The sequence below is a fragment of the Acidovorax sp. LjRoot194 genome (genome assembly GCF_964253015.1).
In the GTDB taxonomy this organism is placed as follows: domain Bacteria; phylum Pseudomonadota; class Gammaproteobacteria; order Burkholderiales; family Burkholderiaceae_C; genus Acidovorax.
This window is the reverse complement of sequence record NZ_CAXUQB020000001.1, coordinates 4,107,718-4,125,059: the sequence shown is the minus strand read 5'-3', so window position 1 is coordinate 4,125,059 and position 17,342 is coordinate 4,107,718. Positions and strand designations below refer to the sequence as shown.

Annotated in this window: 15 protein-coding genes; 4 read left to right on the top strand and 11 right to left on the bottom strand. The window is 66.9% G+C overall.

Translation table 11 applies throughout. The annotated features are described in order from the left end of the window. Position 1: 1 nt before the first annotated feature. Positions 2 to 469, bottom strand: coding sequence for an Lrp/AsnC family transcriptional regulator (locus tag ACSQ3N_RS18755; protein ID WP_396504035.1), 468 nt, complete (start codon positions 467 to 469; stop codon positions 2 to 4). A 102-nt stretch (positions 470 to 571) separates the two neighbouring features. Here ACSQ3N_RS18755 and mdeB point away from each other — a divergent pair, with 102 nt between their 5' ends. After that, the gene (gene mdeB, locus ACSQ3N_RS18750; RefSeq protein WP_436147105.1) at positions 572 to 3,244 is read left to right on the top strand and encodes an alpha-ketoglutarate dehydrogenase; all 2,673 of its coding nucleotides are present in this window, start codon (positions 572 to 574) and stop codon (positions 3,242 to 3,244) included. Between the two features lie 1,056 nt (positions 3,245 to 4,300). On the opposite strand, the gene ACSQ3N_RS18745 is transcribed toward mdeB, so the two are convergent. The 10 genes from ACSQ3N_RS18745 to ACSQ3N_RS18700 all read right to left on the bottom strand — a co-directional run bounded on the left by ACSQ3N_RS18745 (position 4,301) and on the right by ACSQ3N_RS18700 (position 13,880). Continuing rightward, complete coding sequence (locus ACSQ3N_RS18745) at positions 4,301 to 5,473, bottom strand: DSD1 family PLP-dependent enzyme (RefSeq protein WP_436147104.1); 1,173 nt, start codon at positions 5,471 to 5,473, stop codon at positions 4,301 to 4,303. A gap of 28 nt (positions 5,474 to 5,501) precedes the next feature. Further along, positions 5,502 to 6,485 (bottom strand): threo-3-hydroxy-L-aspartate ammonia-lyase, encoded by a 984-nt coding sequence (locus tag ACSQ3N_RS18740; protein ID WP_436147103.1) that lies wholly within the window; start codon positions 6,483 to 6,485, stop codon positions 5,502 to 5,504. A gap of 82 nt (positions 6,486 to 6,567) precedes the next feature. Further along, complete coding sequence (locus tag ACSQ3N_RS18735; protein WP_436147102.1) at positions 6,568 to 7,566, bottom strand: ornithine cyclodeaminase family protein; 999 nt, start codon at positions 7,564 to 7,566, stop codon at positions 6,568 to 6,570. A 9-nt stretch (positions 7,567 to 7,575) separates the two neighbouring features. Beyond that, on the bottom strand, positions 7,576 to 8,265 hold the full coding sequence (locus tag ACSQ3N_RS18730) for a helix-turn-helix transcriptional regulator (protein ID WP_436147101.1): 690 nt from the start codon (positions 8,263 to 8,265) through the stop codon (positions 7,576 to 7,578). Between the two features lie 192 nt (positions 8,266 to 8,457). Then, positions 8,458 to 9,288 (bottom strand): zinc-dependent peptidase, encoded by an 831-nt coding sequence (locus ACSQ3N_RS18725; protein ID WP_436147100.1) that lies wholly within the window; start codon positions 9,286 to 9,288, stop codon positions 8,458 to 8,460. Between the two features lie 50 nt (positions 9,289 to 9,338). Continuing rightward, on the bottom strand, positions 9,339 to 10,118 hold the full coding sequence (locus ACSQ3N_RS18720) for a UDP-2,3-diacylglucosamine diphosphatase (protein WP_436147099.1): 780 nt from the start codon (positions 10,116 to 10,118) through the stop codon (positions 9,339 to 9,341). Between the two features lie 103 nt (positions 10,119 to 10,221). After that, positions 10,222 to 10,728, bottom strand: coding sequence for a peptidylprolyl isomerase (locus ACSQ3N_RS18715; RefSeq protein ID WP_056169962.1), 507 nt, complete (start codon positions 10,726 to 10,728; stop codon positions 10,222 to 10,224). Between the two features lie 48 nt (positions 10,729 to 10,776). Continuing rightward, positions 10,777 to 11,358 (bottom strand): peptidylprolyl isomerase, encoded by a 582-nt coding sequence (locus ACSQ3N_RS18710; protein ID WP_056169959.1) that lies wholly within the window; start codon positions 11,356 to 11,358, stop codon positions 10,777 to 10,779. Then, a complete protein-coding gene (locus ACSQ3N_RS18705; protein WP_436147098.1) occupies positions 11,355 to 12,650 on the bottom strand; it encodes a L,D-transpeptidase family protein in 1,296 nt (431 codons plus the stop codon). The genes ACSQ3N_RS18710 and ACSQ3N_RS18705 overlap by 4 nt, the downstream gene beginning before the upstream one ends. A gap of 78 nt (positions 12,651 to 12,728) precedes the next feature. Then, on the bottom strand, positions 12,729 to 13,880 hold the full coding sequence (locus ACSQ3N_RS18700) for a L,D-transpeptidase Cds6 family protein (protein WP_436147097.1): 1,152 nt from the start codon (positions 13,878 to 13,880) through the stop codon (positions 12,729 to 12,731). A 215-nt stretch (positions 13,881 to 14,095) separates the two neighbouring features. On the opposite strand from ACSQ3N_RS18700, the gene cysS reads away from it, so the two are divergent. The 3 genes from cysS to ACSQ3N_RS18685 all read left to right on the top strand — a co-directional run bounded on the left by cysS (position 14,096) and on the right by ACSQ3N_RS18685 (position 17,309). Next, entirely contained in the window at positions 14,096 to 15,475 is a 1,380-nt protein-coding gene (gene cysS / locus ACSQ3N_RS18695) for a cysteine--tRNA ligase (RefSeq protein WP_436147096.1), read from the top strand. Positions 15,476 to 15,615: 140 nt separating this feature from the next. After that, positions 15,616 to 16,200, top strand: a complete 585-nt coding sequence (locus ACSQ3N_RS18690; RefSeq protein ID WP_436147976.1) for a DNA-3-methyladenine glycosylase family protein — start codon at positions 15,616 to 15,618, stop codon at positions 16,198 to 16,200. Between the two features lie 131 nt (positions 16,201 to 16,331). Continuing rightward, positions 16,332 to 17,309 (top strand): acetyl-CoA carboxylase carboxyltransferase subunit alpha, encoded by a 978-nt coding sequence (locus tag ACSQ3N_RS18685; RefSeq protein ID WP_056169948.1) that lies wholly within the window; start codon positions 16,332 to 16,334, stop codon positions 17,307 to 17,309. Positions 17,310 to 17,342 lie beyond the last annotated feature (33 nt).

The following is a 17,342-nucleotide window of genomic DNA, read 5'->3' as shown; positions in this document are numbered from 1 at the left end:
GCTATGCCCGGGGCAGCGGCAGCGCCGTCTTGTAGCGCACCTGCTTGAGCGCAAAGCTCGACCGGATCTTTTCCACACCGGGCATCGGGGCGAGCTGCTCCACGATGAAACGCTCCAGCGCAGAGATGTCGGCCACGGCGACGCGGATCAGGTAGTCGCTGTCGCCGCTCATCAGGTAGCACTCCATCACCTCGTCGTGCTCCGCGATGCGGCGCTCGAAGTCGGCCAGCGCCTCCTTGCTCTGCGCCTTGAGGCTGATGCTGATGAATACGTTGAGCCCCAGCCCCAGCGCCGCCGCGTTGGCCAGCGCCACATAGCGGCTGATGACGCCTGCGGCCTCCAGCGCCTTCACCCGCGCAAGGCACGGCGAGGGCGACAGGTGCACACGCCGCGCCAGCTCCACGTTGGACAGGGAGCCATCGGCCTGCAGCTCGGCCAGAATGCGCAGGTCCAGGGTATCGAGTTTCATATGCTGCAGTTTATTGTTTTTGCGGCATAAGCTGCTGGTATTGCGCTGCATCGGCTGCAAAACGGCAACTCATTCGGGGTGGGCATGGCTACAGTGCTCTGCATGAACGCGCTCACACCCCACAACCTGCTGCTGGCGCCCGGCGCCGTCCCCGACATCGACCCCGAGGAAACCGCCGAGTGGCGCGACGCCTTCCTGGCCCTGGTGGCCACCGAAGGCCCGGAGCGCGCGCGCCACATCCTGCAAGAGCTGGTGCGGCTGGCGCGCACGCAGCGCATTGGTTGGCAGCCGGACCTGAATACCCCGTATGTGAACACCGTGGCCGCGCAGGACCAGCCTGCCTTCCCCGGTGACCTGGCTGTTGAAGAGCGCGTGGCCTCCATCGTGCGCTGGAACGCGCTCGCCATGGTGGTGCGCGCCAACCAGGCGTATGGCGAACTGGGCGGGCACATCGCCAGCTACGCCAGCGCGGCCGATTTGTTCGAGAGCGGCTTCAACCACTTCTTCCGCGCCCGTGAAGGCGTGGGCGAGGGTCAGCACCGGGGCGACCTGGTGTTCTTCCAGCCGCACAGCGCGCCGGGCGTGTATGCGCGGGCGTTTCTGGAAGGCCGCTTGAGCGAGCAGGACCTGATGCATTACCGCCAGGAGCTCACCGCGCCAGGCGCAGGTGCGCAGGGCCTGTCGAGCTACCCGCACCCCTGGCTGATGCCGGACTTCTGGCAGTTCCCCACCGGGTCGATGGGGATCGGTCCCATCAGCAGCATTTATCACGCGCGCTTCATGCGCTACCTCACGCACCGCAACCTGCTCGACTGCTCGGCGCGCAAGGTCTGGGGCGTGTTCGGCGACGGCGAGATGGACGAGCCCGAAAGCATGAGCGCGCTGACCCTGGCCGCGCGCGAGGGCCTGGACAACCTGGTCTGGGTGGTCAACTGCAATCTGCAGCGCCTGGACGGCCCGGTGCGCGGCAACGGCCGCATCATCGACGAGCTGGAGCGCCTGTTCGCCGGCGCGGGCTGGAACGTGGTCAAGCTCGTGTGGGGCAGCGACTGGGACGGCCTGTTCGCCCGCGACCTGACCGGTGCGTTGGTGCGCACGCTCGAAGGCACGGTGGACGGCCAGATGCAGACCTTTGCCGCCAAGGACGGCCGCTTCAACCGCGACAACTTCTTCGGCCAGAACCCCGAGCTCGCAGCCCTGGCCCAGGGCATGACGGACGAGCAGATCGACCGCTTGAAGCGCGGCGGGCACGACCTGGTGAAGATCCACGCCGCGTATGCCGCCGCCGCGCGCCACCAGGGCCAGCCCACCGTAATCCTGGCGCACACCAAGAAGGGCTATGGCATGGGCACGGCCGGCCAGGGCAAGATGACCACCCACAGCCAGAAGAAGCTTGACGAGACGGACCTCATCGAGTTCCGCAACCGCTTCAACCTGCCGCTCACCGACGAGCAGGCCACGAGCCTCGCGTTCTTCAAGCCCGCGGAAGACAGCCCCGAGATGCGCTACCTGCGCACCCACCGCCAGAACCTGGGCGGCTACCTGCCGCGCCGCGAGACGGCCTGCGAGGCGCTGCCCGTGCCCGCCATCGCCAGCTACGCCCAGTTCGCGCTGCAGGCCGATGGCAAGGAGATGAGCACCACCATGGCCTTTGTGCGCATGCTGGGCAGTCTGCTCAAGGACGCCACGCTGGGGCCCCGCATCGTGCCCATCGTGGCCGACGAGGCGCGCACCTTCGGCATGGCCAATTTGTTCAAGCAGGTCGGCATCTACAGCAGCGTGGGCCAGCGCTATGCGCCCGAGGACATCGGCTCGGTGTTGAGCTACCGCGAGGCGCTGGACGGCCAGATCCTGGAAGAAGGCATCAGCGAGGCCGGCGCCATCGCCAGCTGGACGGCCGCGGCCACCAGCTACAGCGTGCACGGCCTGGCCATGCTGCCGTTCTACATCTACTACTCGATGTTCGGCTTCCAGCGCGTGGGCGACGCCATCTGGGCCGCCGCCGACCAGCGTGCGCGCGGCTTTTTGCTGGGCGCCACGTCGGGCCGCACCACGCTGGGCGGCGAGGGCCTGCAGCACCAGGACGGCAGCAGCCACCTGGTGGCGGCGACCATCCCCAACTGCAAGGCCTACGACCCGGCCTATGCGGGCGAGATGGCCGTCATCGTCGACGCCGGCATGCGCGAGATGGTGACCGAGCAGCGCGACGTTTTTTACTACGTCACGCTGATGAACGAGAACTACGCGCAGCCTGATCTGCCCGCCGGTGCGGCAGAAGGTGTGCTGCGTGGTTGCTATGTTTTCAGGAGCTACCCGCGCTTGCTGGACGAGCGGCAGGGGGCTTTTTTACCTCAAACCGTGACCCTTCTGGGCTCGGGCGCGATCCTCACCGAAGTGGTCAAGGCGGCAGAGTTGCTGGCCGCCGAGGGCGTGGAGGTGACGGTGATCAGCGTGACCAGCTGGAGCGAGCTGGCACGCGACGGCGTGGCGTGCGAGCAGCGTGCCATCGCGGGAGAAGATGAGCCGGGGACCCCCTGGCTTGCAGCGCAACTGGCCGCCACGAGCGGACCGGTGATCGCTGCGACCGACTATGTGCGTGCCGTGCCTGAGACGGTGCGCGCCTTTGTGCCGGAGGGGCGCAAGTACCTGACGTTGGGGACGGATGGGTTCGGGCGCAGCGATACGCGGGCGGCGTTGCGTGCGTTCTTTGGGGTGGATGCGGAGGCGGTGGTGCGGGCTGCGAAGTTTGCGATGGGGGCTACGGCGGATCGGTGAGGGTTTAAGGGTACTGAGAGCGTTGCCGATTGCGGGGGCTGTACCTTGGTGCTCTCCTGCCAGTGTTCTTGCGGGGGGCTGTGCTTGGGTTGAGGGCGGAGGCCGGGGTGTGCGCCCGGCGGCGCACCTTCTTTCTTTTGCGTCGCCAAAAGAAAGAAGGCAAAGAAAAGGCGACCCCCAGTCTGCGTCCCCCATCGCCCGGTGGGCGATGGGGGCAACCTGCGATGCTCGGGCCGGGGGTGGCGTCGCAGAACTCGCTGCGCGGGGCCTGTGGCCCCGCTCCGCTCAAACATCTGCGACGAGCTAGATCACGAAGCGTGTGTGTCCTGCGGCACACACGCCCACCCCCGGCCCTGCGCTTCTCGGCGCAGCCAGCAGGGGGTGAACACCACCCGGCTGCTGCCTGGGCAGCGGCGCCTGGGGTGGGTAACGCGCTGCGCGCTGCCCACGACACTGGCGCGGTCGCTCTGCTTAGATCGAAGCGTCGCGAGGTCGCCAAGGCAGAGGGAAGCAATGATTCATATTTAGACAACTTCCCGCCGCTACTCCAACATTGGTGACGCATCAGATAGCGGTGGTTGGTTGCCACATTGCGCACCGCCCACAGCACAAGCGATGCACTCCCCACCAGGCCGAAGCGCAGCGAGGCAACCCGGGCCGAGCGAAGCAATGGCCCGTGTGGAGCCCGCTCCCCACCCCTGCTGGCTGCGCCGAGAAGCGCAGGGCGTGGGGTGGGTGCGTGTGCCGCAGGACACACGCACTTCGTGATCTGACTCGTCGCAGATGTTTGAGCGTAGTTTGGCCTGCGGCCAAACGCAGCGAGTTCTGCGACGCCACCCCACGACCGAGCATCGCAGGTTGCCCCCTTCGCCCAACGGGCGAAGGGGGACGCAGACTGGGGGTCGCCTTCTCTTTGGTGACTTTCTCTTGGCGACGCAAGAGAAAGTTACTGCGCCGCCGGGCGCACACCCCGGCCCCCGCCCCTCGCAAAAGCACACGGTAACCATGCCCACACAGTCAAGTCACGCACCAAACAAAAGGTCAGACCAGCTCACCTCACCACCCCCCAAACCGCCCCCATTCCCCCACCACCACCCCACCGTCCACCGCCCGATACTCCCCATGCTGCGCCCCCGTCGCACACGCATGGTTCGGCAAGATCCGCAACTGCATCCCCACCGGAAACCGCCGCGCAATATCTCCCACGCCCGGCGCATCAGAACCACCGGCCAGCGACAGGATCCCGTGCTCCTGGTTCGCACCACTCAGCACATACCCGTCCAGCACAGCCCCATCCACATCGCACACCTGCCCATAGCCATAGTCGCGCGACTGCTTTTGCGTCCCCCGGTCGCGGCTCATGGCCATCCAGCCGGCGTCGACGATGGCCCAACCCTTGTCCACCTGGTGGCCGATCACGGTGGTGAGCACGCTCAGCGCGATGTCGTCGGTGCTGCACACCCCCACGTTGTGCATCACCAGGTCGAAGAACACATACACACCCGCACGCACCTCCGTCACGCCCGCAAGGTCGCGCGCCGACAGGGCCGTGGGCGTGGAGCCCACGCTCACCACGGCGCAGGGCATGCCCGCTGCGCGCAGGCGCTCGGCCGCGTGCACGCACCCAGCGCGCTCCTGCTCGGCCAGGGCGGTGAGGGCCTCGGGGGTGTTCAGGTCGTAGCTGCCGCCTGCGTGCGTCATGACGCCGGCCAGGCGCATGCCGCCCGCGTGCAGTACCCGGCCCACGTCGATCAGCGCGGCTTCGTCGGGGCGGATGCCCGAGCGGTGGCCGTCGGTGTCCACCTCGATCAGCACCTCGAACACCTCGCCGTGCTCACGGCCGAAGTCCACGATGGCCTGGGCTGCGGCGACGTTGTCGGTGACGATCTTCAGGCTGCAGCCTTGGCGGCGCAGCGCCAGCACCTGGGGCAGCTTGTGTGGCACGGTGCCCACCGCGTACAGCATGTCGGTGATGCCGTGGGCAAAGAACTGCGCGGCTTCCTTGAGGGTGGACACCGTGATGCCCTGCGCGCCGGCTGCGATCTGCGCCTGGGTCACGGCCGGGCACTTGGCGGTCTTGGCGTGCGGGCGAAAGCGCACGCCCAGCGCGTTCATGCGCTCCTGCATGCGCGCGATGTTGCGCTGCATGCGCGGCAGCTCGATCAGCGCAGCGGGCGTGTCGACCTGGGACAGGGGGATCGCAGGGGAGGTGGTGGGTGCTTCTTGCATGGCAAAGGGTCCTCGTTGTGTGGCTGGCTCACCCGGCGAGCAGGCTGCAAAAACGTTCCATGTCCACGTTGCCGCCGCTGATCAGCACGCCCACTTTCTTGCCCTTGAGTTCTGCACCCCGTGCACGCGCCGCCGCAAAGCCCAGGCAGCCCGTAGGCTCCACCACCAGCTTCATGCGGGTCGCGAAAAAGCGCATGGCGTCCACCAGCTGGGCATCGCTCACGGTGAGGATGTCGTCCACGTCGCGGCGGATGATGGGGAAGGTGATGTTGCCCAGGTGCTGCGTCTGCGCGCCATCGGCAATGGTCTGGGGCGTGTCGATGTGCACGATGGAGCCGCTGCGAAACGACTGCTGCCCGTCGTTGCCCGCCTCGGGCTCCACGCCGTAGAGCTTGCAGTTTGGCGACAGTGCACGGGTGGCCAGGGCCGAGCCCGACAGCAAGCCGCCACCGCCCAGGCAGACGAAGAAGGCGTCCAGTTCGCCCACCTCTTCGAACAGCTCCTTGGCCGCCGTGCCCTGGCCGGCCAGCACGTCGGCATGGTCGTAGGGTGGGATCATGGTCAGGCCATCGCGCTCGGCCAGCTCGCGGGTGATCTGCTCGCGGTCTTGCGTGTAGCGGTCGTAGAACACCACCTGGGCGCCGTAGCCCTGCGTGGCCGCGACTTTGGCGGCGGGGGCGTCCTGCGGCATGACGATGGTGGCGGGCATGCCCAGCTCGCGCGCGGCCAGGGCAATGCCCTGCGCATGGTTGCCCGACGAGAACGCGATCACCCCGGCCTTGCGCTGCGCGGCGTCGAACTGGGCGAGCGCGTTGTAGGCACCGCGGAACTTGAACGCACCCATGCGCTGCAGGTTCTCGCACTTGAAGAACACCTGGGCGCCCATCTCCTCGTCGAGGATGCGCGAGGTGAGCACGGGCGTGCGGTGCGCAACGCCTGCAATGCGGCCAGCGGCAGCCACGACGTCGTCGTAAGTGGGGAGACTGTTTGCAATGGGGGTGGTAGTGGTCATGGCAACGATGGGTGTTGGTGGTTGAAAGCGGGATGGAAGCGGAAATGAAGAGAGGGGAGGAGGCGGGGGGGGCCGGTACCTGTCACCACGGCCAGGCCATCGCAGTGCCCACGCCCTGCGCCAGGGCCTGCGTGTGCAGCATGCGGGCGACGGTGAGGTCCTGCAGGGCCAGGCCCGTCATGTCGAACACGGTGATGTCCTGCGCGCCGCGCGCCACCTGCACCTGGCCCGTGATCACATCGCCCAGTTCGGTGCAGGGCAGGCCGGGCGGCGCCCATTGCAGCTCGCCCAATTGGCGGGCTTGCGCGGCGTCGTCCACGAACACGCGGGCGCGCTCCAGCAGGCCTTCGGGCAGCTCGCGCTTGCCCTGGGTGTCGGTGCCCACGGCGTTGATGTGGGTGCCCGGCTGCACGGCCGCTGCGTCGAACAGCGCGCCGCCGCCGGGCGTGGCGGTGATCACCACGTCGCTCGCGACCACGGCGGCATTCGCGTCGGTGGCCAGGGCGATGTCGCAGCGGTCGGCCAACGCCGCCTCGAAGCCTTGGTTGCGCTGCCCGCCATGCGCCACATAGCGCACCCGGCGCAGCGCGGGCAGCACCTGCAGCGCATAGCGCAGCTGCACGCGCGCCTGTACGCCGGTGCCGAAGAGGCACAGCTGCTCGCTGTCAGCCCGTGCGAGGTGCTGCAGCCCCAGTGCGCCGGCCGCGCCCGTGCGCTCGGTGGTGATGGCATTGCCGTCCAGCACGCACAGCGGGCGGCCGGTGGCGGGGTCGATCAGCATCACGGTGGCCTGGTGCGGCTCGCCGCCCTGCGCACGGTTGGCGGGCCAGAAGCCCGCGGCCTTGAAGCCCAGCAGCCCCTGGGCGGGCACATCGCCCGACTTGATGCCGAACACACCGCCCGTGGCCAGCGCCTCGCGCACCACGGGGAACACGCGGCCCGCGCGCTGGCTGTGCAGGGTGAAGGCCTCGCGCACGGCAGCCAGTACACCGTGCGGCTGCAGCAGCGTGTTGACCTGGTGGGTGTCGAGCAGCCGCAGGCCGGCCTGTGCGCGGTCGATGGTGGTGGGGTGGGCGCTCATGCCGTCACCTCACTTGGCCACGTCGCCATACACCGTGGCGCGCGATACGCCCAGGTGCTGCGCCACCACCTCCATCGCGCGGCGCACCTCCAGGCTGCCCGACTCGCGCAGTTCACGCAGCAGCGCGCGCCGCTCGGTGGCCTTGAGCGCCCGCGGCGCGGTGGACAGGCGCGCCGCGAACTGGTCGATGCGCAGGCGGATCGCATCGGCCCCCGCAGGGTCGAGCGACTCGGTGAGCCCGGTGTCGCCGTCGATCGCGGTGAACTGCCCCACCACGCTCTGCAGGCTGCGGAACAGCGTGAGGTCCACGTTCAGGCACAGCGCGGCGATGTACTCACCCGACGAATCCTTGATGCCCACCGATGTGCTCTTGGCCTGGCGCCCGTCGGCAAACTGGTTGGCGTAGTTGGCGATGACCTGCGGGTAGTCGGGGTCGGCAATGCGCGCCAAGCCCAGCTCGGTCGTCGGCTCGCCCACGGCCCGGCCCGAGAGGTTGTTGTGGATCGCGAGGATGGATTGCCCCGGGTCCAGCAGGTCGTGCACCACCACTTCGCAAAAGGGCGCAAAGGTGGCGGCCAGGCCTTGCGCGACCTGCTCGATCTGCGACAGCAGGACGGTGTGTTCGGGGGAGCGGGGGCGCGCCCGCCGGGTGGTGCGTTGACGGGGTGTTGGTGGCGTGGAGGGCGTTGGGCGGGTCATGTCGACAATTTATCCAAAAATGGACAAATTGTCAAAATCTGGAATCCAGACTCAATCGCGGAGCCGAGTCATCCGGCCGCTACGCAGCGTCATTTGGACATGCGCCAACGACAGCCTTCAGTCGTATCCACCGCAATGCAACGCTGCGCTGGTCAACGTGCAGAGCGGCACGACGCTGCGGCAGAGCGCGTGTCAGTCCGTGTGGGCAGGGCGCTGAAAGAACGCGTCCAACACCGGCATCAACGTCGGGAACTCCTGCCCAAACCGTTGGCGATTCACGAAGTAGGCCTCGCAGGCCACGGCGAAAAACTCCGAAGGCGAGGTCGCGCCGTACGCATCCAGCCAGGGCCGCTCGGCGCCGAAGCGTTCAGACATGATCACGCGTTCGCGAAACTGCTCGTACGCCGGCTCCCAGGCGGACCACCACGCCTCGTACGCGGCGCGGCCGGTGCGCGCGCCCATGAAGCCGGATGGCAATGGCGGGCAGCCGTTGGGTTCGCCGCTGCGCATGTCGAGCTTGTGCACGAACTCATGCACCACCACGTTGTGCCCGCGCTCGGTGTTCTCGGCCGCGTTGGCGACGTGTTGCCAACTGAGCATGATGGGGCCGCGGTCCATCGCCTCGCCCAGCAGCACCTGGGCCTGTTCGTGCACAACGCCGGCTTCGTCCATCACCTGTCGGCGCGCCACGGCCTCGCCCGGGTGCAGCACGATGGTGACGAAATCGTCGTACCACTTGAGGGCCTTGGCCGGGTCGCCCCAGTGCAGCAGGGGCAGGCAGGCCTGGGCTGCGATGTCGATGGCCATCGCGTCGGTGACCTCCAGGTCGTGTGCGCCATGGAACCGCTTTTCGTGCAGAAACAGGGCGCTCAGCGCCCGCAGCTTGGATTGGTCGTGCAGCGACAGTTTGGCCAGGAAGGGATAAAGCTGCAGCGTCTGCAGCCACAGTGCGGCCGAGATGTCGGGCACGGGGGCGACGGTGGTGCGCACTTGGCGCCAGAGCCGGTTGAGGATGGGGGGCATGGTGTCAGAGCATGCCGACAAAGGCAGGCCCCTGGAATTCAAGACACAGCCTACCTGGGGTCGAGTGCGACGCGTTCCAAGCCCTGGGCCGACAAACGCAGTGTTTCCAGCCGCGGGGGTAATGCAGCAGCATCCCAGTCGCTGAGTACTACACGCGTGAGTTTCGGGGTCAGCGCATGGGTGGCAGGGCGGTGGGTGTGGCCGTGCACCATCGTGCTGGCGTCCGCAGACTGGAGCCAGGCGATGGCGGCAGGGCCGTCCACGTCGGCGTACGTGACGCCGGATTGCTTCTTGGCCTCGCTCTCCTGGCGGATGCCGCGGGCCTGGGCGCGGCGCGTGGCCAGGGGCTGGGCCAGAAAGGCCTGCTGCCAGGCGCTGCTGCGCGCCTGGATGCGAAAGCGCTGGTAGTCCACATCGTCCAGGCACAGCAGGTCGCCGTGGCTGAGCACGATGCGCTGGTGGCCGAAGACAAGGACCGTGGGGTCTGCGAGGCCGGTCATGCCGGTACGCTGCAAGAATGCGGGCCCCGCCAGGAAGTCGCGGTTGCCGTGCATGAAGTACAGCGGCCTGCGCTGCGATGCCGCGCAGAGCGCGGCGCAGCCCTGGGCCTCGAAGCTGCCGGGCTCGTCGATGGCGTCGTCGCCCACCCACACCTCGAACAGGTCACCCAGAATGAACAGCGCGTCAGCCGTCGTGGTGTGCAGGTAGTGCTCGAAGGCCGCCACCGTGGCCGGCTCGCTGGCCTGCAAATGCAGGTCTGAAATGAATTCGACCGTGCGCCAGTGCGAGGGAGCGATGAGCTCCTCGAACCGGGGCACGGTCGTGGTCACAAAAAGGCTTGGGCTTGTGCTTATGTCGATCATCCCCTGGGCTGCGTGATGTACGCGGGGCCCGCAACCGGGGCCGCCGCAGCGCCACAGGGGAATGTCATGTTCAGAGTGCCACGGCCTTTTCGATGATCACGTCTTCCTTCGGCACGTCGTCGTGGAAGCCCTTGCGGCCCGTCTTCACGGCCTTGATCTTGTCTACCACGTCAGTGCCGCCGACCACCTTGCCGAACACGGCATAGCCCCAGCCCTGGGCCGACGGTGCGGTGTGGTTCAGGAAGCCGTTGTCGGCCACGTTGATGAAGAACTGGGCGGTGGCCGAGTGCGGGTCGCTGGTGCGGGCCATGGCCACGGTGTAGTTGGCGTTCTTCAGGCCGTTGTTGGCTTCGTTCTCGATGGGCGCGTCCGAGTTCTTCTGGTTCATGCCGGGCTCGAAGCCGCCGCCTTGCACCATGAAACCGGGGATCACGCGGTGGAACACGGTGTTGTTGTAGTGGCCCTTGTTCACGTACGACAGGAAGTTGGCCACGGACTTGGGGGCCTTGGCTTCGTCGAGTTCGAGGGTGATGACGCCGTAGCCGGCAATGTGCAGTTCGACTTGGGGGTTGCTCATGGCAAGGTTCTTTCGATCAATGAATCAATGAATCAGCAAAAAAAGGGATCACTTCACCAACGTGGCGGAGTTGATGGTGACGGGGGTGTTGGGCACGTTCTGGTGTGGGCCCTTGTTGCCCACGGCCACGGCCTTGATCTTGTCGACCACGTCGGTGCCGCTCACCACCTTGCCGAACACGGCATAGCCGTGGCCGTCGGGTTTGGGGGCATTCAGCATGTCGTTGTCCTTCACGTTGATGAAGAACTGCGAGGTGGCTGAGTTGGGGTTGCCTGTGCGCGCCATGGCGATGGTGTAGTTGTCGTTCTTGAGGCCGTTGTTGGCTTCGAGCGCGATCGGGGGCTTGGTGGGCTTTTGCTGCATATCGGCAGTGAAGCCACCGCCCTGGATCATGAAGCCGTTCATCACGCGGTGGAACACCGTGCCGTCGTAGTGCTTGTCGTTCACGTAGGCGAGGAAGTTCTCGACCGTCTTGGGTGCCTTGGCGGGGTCGAGTTGCACGACGATGTCGCCCATCGAGGTGGCCAGCTTGACCTTGGGGGCCTCTTGCGCCTGCACGTTTGCTACGGAAAACGTAGCTGCCAGCGCAATGCTGGCAAGCGCCAGGGTCGAATTTCTTCTGGAAATCATCCAATCACTCCTTCGAAAAATATCTGCCATTGTTGGCCCCGCCGCGCCCAGTACTGGCGCTTGACCGGGCCCGTGCGGGCGCCTTCGGCGACTTCGCCGAACGTTACCACCATGGTGTCGGCGGAATCTGTCCACCGAAGGTAAGACTTGTCTTTGAGATGGAGTTCCCGGCCCTGCAGGGCGCGGGTCTCGGCCTTGAGCACGTGGATCCACTCTTCGAGCGGTTTTTTGCGGTAGGTCTGGAAGTCCGGTGCATAAAAGCCCAGCAGGCGCGTCATGTCGCCCTGCGTCTTGGCGTTGCGCCAGGCGTTGAGCACCGCCTCGAACGATTTGCGCTCGGCGTTCACGCTGTGCGGCGCCACCCACTGCAGCTGGCGGGCGATGACGACGGGCGTCGACCGGGGCTCCACCGTGCGCAGGATGCGTTCGAGGTCCGGGTTGGCCAGCACCAGGCAGCCATCGGTGGCCAGCGGTGCGCGCGCGAACTGGTCGGGCGGGGTGCCGTGCAGCCAGATGCCGCCACCGGTCTTGCCGCGGCTTTGGTCCAGCGGGTTGGGGTAGTTGATTGGCAGGGCGCCCGCGCCGTAGAAGTCCTTCAGCGTGGAAGGGTCCAGGCGGCTGGTGATGAAGTACACCCCGAGCGGCGTGCGCTGGTCGCCTTCGGCAGCTTTTTCGGTGCCCAGCTTGCCGACCGACGCGTAGTAGTCGGCCACCAGTTGCAGGCCCTTGCCCGTGTTCTCGAACAGGTACAGCCGCGAGCGGGACGCGTCCACGGCGATGGCGTGGCGCGAGCGGGGCGACAGCTCGAGAAACTGCGCCGGGATGGTGTTGGCGGGCGGCCGGCTGCGCTGCGCGTCCACGCGCTGGCGCGACTCGTTGCGCAGCTCTTCGAGCACGGCGGAGGCCTGGATGCTGCGGGTGGAGTCGGGCACGGGCACGTCGCCCATGCGGCGGATGGGCCGCGTGCGCGACATCATCAGGTCGCCCACGGCCAGCTGCGCCAGCTGAAAGTTCGGGTAGTCGCGCGCCAGGCTTTCGGCCTGTGCCAGGGCCTCGCGCTGGCGGCCTTCGCCGATGAGCTGGTAGACCGCCAGCAGGCGCGACTCGGCCTGGCCGTCGCGCAGCTCGGTGGGCTTGTCTGCAGGCTTGGCCGCGTGGGTGGGTTCTGTGGCGGCGCGGCGCGGCTTGTGGCTTTGTGCCAAGGCAACCGGTGGGGCGGCCTGCAACAGCGCCGCCAGCAGCAGGGTGCCAGCCGCGGCCCGGCGGCGTCGTGCGGTCAACTCCACCAGCATGCGTGTCTTTGGCTCAGTGATGGCAGAAATGAAAAAACGCCTGCGCGGCAGGCGCAGGCGCTGTGTCTGGCGCCACGATCAGCCGCCCGTGGATTCGCGGACGATGGCCCAGCGGCCGTTGTTGTTCACCAGGTCCAGCGTCTTGCGGCTGGTGACGTTGAGCGAGTCGGCGCTGTAGGCCTGGCGAAAACTCGCCTTGGCCTTGTCACCGCTGACGGTCACGCTCAGGTCCGACACCCGCACGCTGATCTTAGACTTGCCCACGATGCGCGATTCGCGCTCCTTTTCCCAGGCGGCACGTGCCTGGCGGCCGGGTGGGTCGAAAGACTTGTCGTACGCACCCAGGTAGGCGCTCATGTCCTTGGCGGCCCAAGCTGCGGCCCAGGCCTGCACGGCGGCGGTGACTGCTTGCACGGAGGCGTCGGACGCGGCTGCGGCTGGGGCTGGAGCCGGGGTGGCAGCCGGAGACGGTGCGGCAGAAGCTGGGGCTGGTGCCGCAGCAGGCGATGGCGCAGGGGCGGTGGCTGGTGTGGGTGCTGCAGCGGGTGCAGGGGCTGGTGCCGCCTTGACCGCAGGGGCAGGTGCTGGTGTCGGCGCTGGCGTAGCAACCACCACCGGCGCGGGCGCAGGGGCAGGCTTGGGCGTTGCAGCAGCCACGGGGGATGGAGCGGCAGCGGCTGCCGGGCGGCCCGACTTGCTGGCAGCATCGGCAGAGAACAGCTCGCGGATCAGTGCCAGCTTGGGCTTGACGGTGTTGGCGTTGGTGGCGTCGAGCTGCAGGGCCTTGTTGTAGGCCTGGCTGGCCAGCTTGGCGTAGATGTCGCCCAGGTTCTCGTGCGCGGTGGCGTAGCTCGGGTTGGTGCGGATCGCCATCTCCAGCGCCGTGCGGGCCTTGTCGAGCTGGTTCTGGTTGGCGTAGAGCACTGCCAGGTTGTTGTAGGGCTCGGGCAGCTCCGGGTACTCTTCCGTCAGCTTGGTGAAGGTGGTGATGGCGTCGGCGGGCTTGCCGCTGTCGGCCTGCGCCACGCCGCGCAGAAAGCGCAGTTGCGGGTCGCGCGGGTTGGCTGCCAGGCGCTGGTCGGCCTTGGCCAGCGCTTCGGCGGACTTGCCCGTCTTGAGCAGTTGGGCGATGTCTGCGTAGTCATCGGCATGCGCCACACCCGTGCTCAACAGCGCGGTCAGCGCCGCCAGGCGCAGAAGTCGTGGAAGTGTGCAGAGGACTGGCTTCATGGGGGGATTCCGGGGAGTTGGGCAGCGGCCCGCAGGAGCGGGGGCTTATACTGCGGCGGATTGTAGCTGAGGGGGTTGTCATGACGGAACGCTGTTGCCGCGGGTGATTTCGCTGTAGGCCCCACGCCGGGCCAACCCTCGCCGGGGGCCATTGCCCCCAGCTGCCGGGTGAATTTTCATTCACCCACCACCCCATCCCCCGTTACCAAAATCCCATGAGTTTGCGCATCTACAACACGCTGTCGCGTGCATTGGAAGACTTTTCCCCGCTCGAACCCGGCCATGTGCGCATGTATGTGTGCGGCATGACCATCTACGACCTGTGCCACATCGGCCACGCCCGCATGATGATGGCGTTCGACGTGGTGCAGCGCTGGCTCAAGAGCAGCGGCCTGCGTGTGACCTACGTGCGCAACATCACTGACATCGACGACAAGATCATCAAGCGCGCGCTGGAGCGGGGCATCACCATCCGCGAGCTCACCGACGAGATGATCGCGGCTATGCACCAGGACATCAGCCTCTTGGGCATCGAGCCGCCCTCGATCGAGCCCCGCGCCACCGAGTACGTGCCCCAGATGCTCTCGCTCATCGGCCAGCTGGAAGGCAAGGGCCTGGCCTACCGCGCGAGCAACGGCGACGTGAACTATTCCGTGCGCAAGTTCGACGGCTACGGCAAGCTGTCGGGCAAGTCGCTCGATGAGCTGCGCGCCGGCGAGCGCGTGGCCGTGCTGGACGGCAAGGAAGACCCGCTCGACTTCGTGCTGTGGAAGTCCTCCAAGCCCGAGGAGCCGCCCGAGGCCAAGTGGGACAGCGAATTCGGCTCCGGCCGCCCCGGCTGGCACATCGAGTGCTCGGCGATGTGCGGCGCCACGCTGGGCGAGACCTTCGACATCCACGGCGGCGGCGCGGACCTGCAGTTCCCGCACCACGAGAACGAGATCGCCCAGAGCGAAGGCGCCTCCGGCAAGCCGCTGGCCAAATTCTGGGTACACAACGGCTTCGTGCGGGTGGATAACGAGAAGATGTCCAAGAGCCTGGGCAACTTCTTCACCATCCGCGACGTGCTCAAGACCTACGACGCCGAAACGGTGCGCTTTTTCATCGTGCGCGCCCACTACCGCAGCGCGCTGAACTACAGCGATGCGCACCTGGACGACGCCCGCCAGGCCCTGAAGCGCCTGTACACGGCGCTGAGCCTGGTGGCACCTGCGCAAGTCCCTGCCATCGACTGGACCAACCCCTACGCCGCCCGCTTCAAGGCGGCGATGGACGAAGACTTCGGCACGCCCGAAGCCGTGGCCGTTCTGTTCGACCTAGCCAGCGAGGTCAACAAGACCCGGTCGGCCGAACTGGCCGGTCTGCTCCAGGCCCTGGGCGCTTGCCTGGGGATTCTGCAGGGCGACCCCAAGGCCTTCCTGCAGGCCGGTGCAGGTGCCAGCGGTGCCGACATCGAAGCGCAGATCGCCGCCCGCGCCGCCGCCAAGGCCGCCAAGAACTTTGCCGAGGCGGACCGCATCCGCCAGGCGCTGCTGGCGCAAGGCATCGTTCTCAAGGACTCCGCCGCCGGCACCACATGGGAAGCAGCGCAGTGAGCCCGTGTTTGATGCAAAAAATGCGCCTGTCGCTCGTGGGGTAAGCGGTGGCAGCTACTAAAAAGATAGCGGTCGACACCGCGGACTCGCCGTTGACGCCCCCCACGCCTGACTACTGGGCCGAGGCCTGCAAGCACCTGATGAAGAAGGACCGGGTGATGAAGCGCCTGATCCCGCAGTTCGGCGACGCCGCGCTGCGCACACGTCGCGACGCGTTCGTCACGCTGGCGCGCTCCATCGTGGGCCAGCAGGTGTCCGTGACCGCGGCGCAAGCCGTCTGGGAGCGTTTTGTGGCGCTGCTGCCGCGCGGCATGAAGCCCGCCAGCGTGCTCAAGCTCAAGATCGACGACATGCGCGCCGCCGGCCTGTCGGCCCGCAAGGTGGACTACCTGGTGGACCTGGCCATTCACTTCGAGAGCGGCAAGCTGCATGTGAAGGACTGGGCGGCCATGGACGACGAAGCCATCATTGCCGAACTGGTCGCCATCCGCGGCATCGGCCGGTGGACGGCCGAGATGTTCCTCATCTTCTATCTGATGCGGCCCAACGTATTGCCCCTGGACGACCCAGGGCTGATCGCCGGCATCAGCCACAACTATTTTTCGGGCGACCCCGTCAGCCGCAGCGACGCGCGCGAAGTGGCGGAAGCCTGGAAGCCCTGGTGCAGCGTGGCGACTTGGTATATTTGGCGCTCGCTCGACCCCCTGCCGGTGCAGACTGAATGAACAGATGGAACGGTGGCTTGAACGGCTGACGACGCCGCCTGACGCGCTTTTACAAAACTCGTTACATGTCGGTTACAGTGCGGGCCATTCGTGGCCGCCGCTTACCGGCATGAGCCTTTAGGAGAATAACGTTGGCGAAAAAGACCTTTCTGGATTTCGAACAGCCCATCGCGGAACTCGAGTCCAAAATTGAAGAACTGCGCTACGTGCAGACCGAAAGTGCCGTCGATATCTCGGAAGAGATCGACCAGCTGAGCAAGAAAAGCCAGCAGCTCACCAAGGACATCTACAGCGAGCTGTCGCCCTGGCAGATCACCAAGATCGCCCGCCACCCCGAGCGCCCGTACACGCTCGACTACGTGCGCGACATCTTCACTGACTTTGTCGAGCTGCACGGTGACCGCCACTACGCGGACGACCTGTCCATCGTGGGGGGCCTGGCGCGCTTCAACGGCCACGCCTGCATGGTGCTCGGCCACCAGAAGGGGCGCGACACCAAGGAGCGTGCCGCGCGCAACTTCGGCATGAGCAAGCCCGAGGGCTACCGCAAGGCCCTGCGCCTGATGAAAACGGCCGAGAAGTTCAAGCTGCCCGTGTTCACCTTTGTCGACACACCCGGCGCCTATCCGGGCATCGACGCCGAAGAGCGCGGCCAGTCCGAGGCCATCGGCCGCAACATCTTCGAGATGGCGCAACTCGAAGTGCCCATCATCACCACCATCATCGGCGAAGGCGGCTCCGGCGGCGCACTGGCCATCAGTGTGGGCGACCAGGTCGTGATGCTGCAGTACGCCATCTACTCCGTGATCAGCCCTGAGGGCTGCGCTTCCATCCTGTGGAAGACCAGCGACAAGGCCCAGGAAGCGGCCGACGCGCTGGGCATTACCGCCCACCGCCTTAAGGCCCTGGGCCTGGTGGACAAGATCGTGAGCGAGCCCGTGGGCGGCGCCCACCGCGACCACAAGCAGATGGCCGCTTTCTTGAAGCGTGCGCTGGGCGACGCCTTCCGCCAGGTGGCCGACCTCAAGGTCAAGGACCTGCTGGACCGCCGCTACGAGCGCCTGCAAAGCTACGGCCGTTTCAGCGACACCAAGGCGGACAGCCGCTGATCCCCCGGTGCAGCGCCGCGCGGCGGCGCCCCG

Bases quoted from the DNA above. Each gene is read 5' to 3' on its own strand.
- ACSQ3N_RS18705 (WP_436147098.1), bottom strand. From the start codon at position 12,650: ATGCTGGTGGAGTTGACCGCACGACGCCGCCGGGCCGCGGCTGGCACC.
- ACSQ3N_RS18715 (WP_056169962.1), bottom strand. From the start codon at position 10,728: ATGAGCAACCCCCAAGTCGAACTGCACATTGCCGGCTACGGCGTCATC.
- cysS (WP_436147096.1), top strand. From the start codon at position 14,096: ATGAGTTTGCGCATCTACAACACGCTGTCGCGTGCATTGGAAGACTTT.
- mdeB (WP_436147105.1), top strand. From the start codon at position 572: ATGAACGCGCTCACACCCCACAACCTGCTGCTGGCGCCCGGCGCCGTC.
- ACSQ3N_RS18755 (WP_396504035.1), bottom strand. From the start codon at position 469: ATGAAACTCGATACCCTGGACCTGCGCATTCTGGCCGAGCTGCAGGCC.
- ACSQ3N_RS18745 (WP_436147104.1), bottom strand. From the start codon at position 5,473: ATGCAAGAAGCACCCACCACCTCCCCTGCGATCCCCCTGTCCCAGGTC.
- ACSQ3N_RS18740 (WP_436147103.1), bottom strand. From the start codon at position 6,485: ATGACCACTACCACCCCCATTGCAAACAGTCTCCCCACTTACGACGAC.
- ACSQ3N_RS18725 (WP_436147100.1), bottom strand. From the start codon at position 9,288: ATGCCCCCCATCCTCAACCGGCTCTGGCGCCAAGTGCGCACCACCGTC.
- ACSQ3N_RS18730 (WP_436147101.1), bottom strand. From the start codon at position 8,265: ATGACCCGCCCAACGCCCTCCACGCCACCAACACCCCGTCAACGCACC.
- ACSQ3N_RS18700 (WP_436147097.1), bottom strand. From the start codon at position 13,880: ATGAAGCCAGTCCTCTGCACACTTCCACGACTTCTGCGCCTGGCGGCG.
- ACSQ3N_RS18690 (WP_436147976.1), top strand. From the start codon at position 15,616: ATGAAGAAGGACCGGGTGATGAAGCGCCTGATCCCGCAGTTCGGCGAC.
- ACSQ3N_RS18735 (WP_436147102.1), bottom strand. From the start codon at position 7,566: ATGAGCGCCCACCCCACCACCATCGACCGCGCACAGGCCGGCCTGCGG.
- ACSQ3N_RS18710 (WP_056169959.1), bottom strand. From the start codon at position 11,358: ATGATTTCCAGAAGAAATTCGACCCTGGCGCTTGCCAGCATTGCGCTG.